This window comes from Candidatus Thermoplasmatota archaeon, from assembly GCA_022848865.1.
In the GTDB taxonomy this organism is placed as follows: Archaea; Thermoplasmatota; Thermoplasmata; order RBG-16-68-12; family JAGMCJ01; genus JAGMCJ01.
The window spans coordinates 1-4,027 of record JAJISE010000078.1 but is presented as its reverse complement, the minus strand read 5'-3'; the positions used below and the strand labels follow the sequence as shown (position 1 = coordinate 4,027).

General features: G+C 54.2%; 6 protein-coding genes. 3 read left to right on the top strand and 3 right to left on the bottom strand.

The annotated features are described in order from the left end of the window. Positions 1-150: 150 nt before the first annotated feature. Genes LN415_09560 through LN415_09550 form a run of 3 tightly spaced genes read left to right on the top strand, consistent with a single transcriptional unit; the run spans position 151 to position 1,912 of the window. On the top strand, positions 151-1,002 hold the full coding sequence (locus LN415_09560) for a GTP-binding protein (GenBank protein MCJ2557331.1): 852 nt from the start codon (positions 151-153) through the stop codon (positions 1,000-1,002). Between the two features lies 1 nt (position 1,003). Continuing rightward, positions 1,004-1,390 (top strand): hypothetical protein, encoded by a 387-nt coding sequence (locus LN415_09555; GenBank protein ID MCJ2557330.1) that lies wholly within the window; start codon positions 1,004-1,006, stop codon positions 1,388-1,390. Between the two features lie 9 nt (positions 1,391-1,399). Continuing rightward, complete coding sequence (locus tag LN415_09550; protein MCJ2557329.1) at positions 1,400-1,912, top strand: GTP-binding protein; 513 nt, start codon at positions 1,400-1,402, stop codon at positions 1,910-1,912. Positions 1,913-1,973: 61 nt separating this feature from the next. Here the strand turns inward: LN415_09550 and LN415_09545 are convergent, their stop codons facing one another. The 3 genes from LN415_09545 to LN415_09535 form a co-directional block, all read right to left on the bottom strand. Beyond that, positions 1,974-2,348, bottom strand: coding sequence for a response regulator (locus tag LN415_09545; GenBank protein ID MCJ2557328.1), 375 nt, complete (start codon positions 2,346-2,348; stop codon positions 1,974-1,976). Continuing rightward, entirely contained in the window at positions 2,338-3,792 is a 1,455-nt protein-coding gene (locus LN415_09540) for a PAS domain-containing sensor histidine kinase (GenBank protein ID MCJ2557327.1), read from the bottom strand. The genes LN415_09545 and LN415_09540 overlap by 11 nt, the downstream gene beginning before the upstream one ends. After that, positions 3,779-4,027, bottom strand: a 249-nt coding sequence (locus tag LN415_09535; GenBank protein MCJ2557326.1) for a hypothetical protein, incomplete at its 5' end; no start/stop codon positions are given. The genes LN415_09535 and LN415_09540, both read right to left, overlap by 14 nt.

Here is a 4,027-nt window from a genome sequence, read left to right as displayed (position 1 = left end):
CCTCCTCCTCTCCCGGGATTCTTTGCCTCCGGCCAGCAACTGCAGGCCGAGAAACCCGGGACCGTCCATATGCGTCGTGAGCTTTGCCCCGATTGCATCGTACTCTCTTGACCCTCACCCCGGGTTTCTCAAACCTTTCAGGATGAGTCCATGGTCAGCAAGGAGCCTCGGAAGGTCTACGTAGAGATCTCACTGCTCACGGAAGACCCGTGTTCTCAGTCGACAAGAGAGGCTCTCGAAGGAGATGGTTGGCTACTCTCTGACAACAAGATGCTTCTCCCTTTGCCCGTGAAGGATATAGTGAGGAAGAAGCACGAGGACATGGTTCCAATCAGAAAGATCCTGAACAGGGCAAAGCATCTTCTCGAGATCTCCGGCATCCAGTACGAGATCGACTTGGTCACGCCTCCTCACATCCGTCATCGCGGATCGAATTCATCCAGGGTCAAGGTCAAGGTGATACTCGTCGGCAACGCCGTGGTCGGAAAGACCAGCTTGGTGAGGAGGTTCGTCCTTGACCAGTTCGATGACAGATACGTCGGGACCGTTGGAGCGAAGGTCACAAAGAAGGAGATTCCTCTTTCCCTTTCGGATGGAACGCCGCTCCTGGTTGACATGTCCATATGGGACGTCATGGGCTCGAGGAGCATGGTCAGTCTCTGCAGGGGTCCCTACTTGGTCGGAGCCCAGGGCATACTGGCGGTCTGTGACCTCACGGATGAGAACAGCCTCAAGGGTCTGGAAGGATGGATTCACGGAGCGTATCATGTGGCTGGAAAGGTTCCGGTTCACATTCTCGCGAACAAGCTGGACCTCGAGGACGAGAAGGCGATGACGAGATCGGACGTAACGAAGTTCAGCAAGGGCTTCGGAGCGCAATCCCTCCTCACCAGCGCCAAGAGTGGTTCGAATGTCGAGAGAGCCTTCGTTGATCTGGCAAGGAGAATAGTAGGCAATCGATTCGAAGGCAGACAGGAACTGCTTCTGAGGGGGAGAGCATAAGTTGAACGCGTCGCGGTATAAAGGCAAAAGAGTCCTCCTTGATGGAGTCTCAAAGCATCATAATCTCAGAGATACGAGCAGGAAGGGAAGAATCGTCTTCGAGGTCCTGATCAAGGGAGAGGATTCCAGACTCAAGCTCCTTGCGGATGTTCTGGAATCCGAGGGTTGGTTCTGTGAATCGGGCAGACTCACTCTGACCGCACCAAAGAACGCCTTCTCCTCTGGAAACAGGGAAATGATAAGGACCGTTCACAGTGCCATCGCCAAGATGAGCTACCTCCTGAAGGTGGCTGGCGTGGACTACGAGATGAGGATAGTCTCGGAAGCCTCAGCAAAGAAGAAGGAAGCCGGGGAAAGCGTAGCGAAACTCAAAGTCGGGCTCGCGTGAGATCGCCAGGTGGGCAAGACGAGCCTCGTCCGAAGGTTCGTCCTGGACCAGTTCGACGACGAATACGTGAGAACGATAGGGGCAAAGGTGTCGAAGAAGGAGGTCTTCCTTCCACTCTCAAAGAACAGGCGCATGAGGGTGGACATGATGATCTGGGACATCATAGGCGAGAGGAACGTCGCGGAACTCTACATGGAGTCTCAATTCGAGGGGATGCAGGGCATCTTGGTAGTGTGCGACGTGACCAGGAATGGAACTCTGAGCAGTATTGATGGTTGGACCTCCTCCGTTTTCGACGTTGCGGGGAAGGTTCCTACCTACATCTTGGTGAACAAGATGGATCTTGAGGATCGGTTCGAAATCGAGAGATCGGCTGTGGTGAAGTGCTCGAAGAGCTTGGGTTCCCCCTACATCTTCACTAGTGCCAAGACGGGAGAGAACGTGGGGAGGGTCTTTGGCGAGCTGGCGCAGAGGATCTTGTTCGACAAGGACGAGAAGAGAGTCTCAATCGCTGCGCAGTGAGGTCTCACCGGTCTCATCACGAAAGAAGTCTTTTCCAGCCCTGGAAAACGATTCTTACGCCCTACTCCGAAAGAAGCCTCGCAACACGCCGCACAAGCTCGTCCGGATCGAAGGGTTTCGTTATGTAGTCCTCGACACCGATCGCGTTCAGGGCCCTCTCTATCTCACCAGGATGAGCCCTGACGGTGAACATCGCTATCGGAATGTCCTTCGTCCTTGGATTCTCCCTCAGCTTCTCGTAGACGCCCCACCCGTTCATTCCTGGCATGTTGACGTCGAGCAGGACGAGGTCCGGGCTCACTTCCTCAATTACGTCAAAGCACTCGGGACCGTCACGAGCCTTCGAGACTCTGTATCCCTCCACTTTCAATATCATTTCCACCAGGTCGAGAATATTCTGTTCGTCATCGACCACCAGTATCTTCTTACTCGCCATCCAGAGCCTCCTCAACCTGCGGCAGGATCACACGGAAAACCGAGCCCCTGCCAAGCTCGCTCTCCACCTCGATGCGTCCTCCGTGGGCATCAACGATCTCGCTGCATATCGCCAAACCCAGGCCTACGCCCTTGAACTTCCGCGCAGATGAACTGTCCGCTTGATAGAACCTTTCGAAAATGTGGGGAATGTCCTTGGAAGATATGCCTATGCCCGTGTCCGCCACCTCAACGATAACGCCTTCACTGCTCATCCTCGACCGAATCTCCACCGAGCCGCCGGTTGGCGTGAACTTGATGGCATTGCTGAGAAGATTGGAGAACAACTGGTTCAATCTCGTCTCATCGCCTCTGACGGGACCCAACACGGACGGGAACTTCTTGGACAAGGATATCCTCTTCTTCTTCAGTTCGATCTCCATGGAGGAGACGACTCGGTCGACGATCTGAGCGATTGAGACCTCCTTCACGTCCATCCTGAGACCTTCGATGTCGATCGTTATCAAATCGAGGAAATTGTCTATCAACCCTCCCAGCCTGTCCGATTCTTCGACGATGACTTCGAGACATTTCTCTTGCTCGTCCGACAGATCTCCGGCTCTTCCAGAAAGCATGAATCTGGCGTATCCCTCGATGCTCGTGAGGGGAGTTCGGAGTTCGTGTGACGTGTTGGAGAGCAGTTTGTCCTTTGCCTCCTCGGCCCACTTGCGGAGGGTGATGTCACGGGCGATTGCATATATCAGCTTCCGACCCTCGATACGCACGGGGAATGTTCTCGTCTCCACCGTCACCGGCTTGCCGTCCTTTCGGATCAGCACGAATTCATCGGGTCCCGTGGGCTGTCCGTTCACGCTCTTCGCCAGCTTCTCAAGGGCTTTCTCGGTGCCATCTGGAAGAAACACTTCCAGGTCGAATATGTTCTTCCCGATCGCCTCGTCCCTCGTGTAACCCAGCAATCTCTCTGCCGCCCTGTTCCCGTCCACGAAGTTTCCCTCCATGTCGAACAAAACGCAGGCATCAGGCGCATACTCGAACAGTATCTTCAGCCGCTCCTCATTCCTTCGAAGCTCTCTCTCCGCCCTCTTGCGCTCGGTGACGTCTCTCGCGGCAGCTATCACGCCCAGGGCTTTGCCCTCTGATTGCACGAGACTGGCCGAACACTCTATGTCGATCTCCTGACCTTTCTTGTTCTTGATTTGCAATGGTAGAATGAACTTCTTTCCCGCAAGGACTTCTCTGAAACTGGTCTCCACTATTGATGTCTTTTCCGGAGAAACCGCACATACGTCTGTGAAGTGCCTCCCTATCAGTTCTTCTTTCGACTCACCAAAGATTCGAACGGCACTCTCATTGACATCCAGGACCTTTCCGGACGTGTCGAGAAACATCAAGCCGTCATTCGCGTTCTCGAAGATGCTCCGGAACTTCTCTTCAGACTCTTTCAACCGAACACCGCCCTGTAATCCCCGCCTCAAACCCTGCGTTGACGGTATCGACTTGGCAGATGGAGATCGACTTGCTCCGGGCCTTTCTTGGTCCAGTATTCGCCTCCATTTTCTCATTCACCGCCTTCGCTGAACCTACATCTTGGTAGCTTCTCAGGTTGAAGAGGGAAATCAAGGAAATAGCGTGTTTCGACGGCGAAGCTCTCTCTGCAAGCCAGAAGCTTGGGTAACGGTC

Bases quoted from the DNA above. Each gene is read 5' to 3' on its own strand.
- LN415_09560 (MCJ2557331.1), top strand. From the start codon at position 151: ATGGTCAGCAAGGAGCCTCGGAAGGTCTACGTAGAGATCTCACTGCTC.
- LN415_09545 (MCJ2557328.1), bottom strand. From the start codon at position 2,348: ATGGCGAGTAAGAAGATACTGGTGGTCGATGACGAACAGAATATTCTC.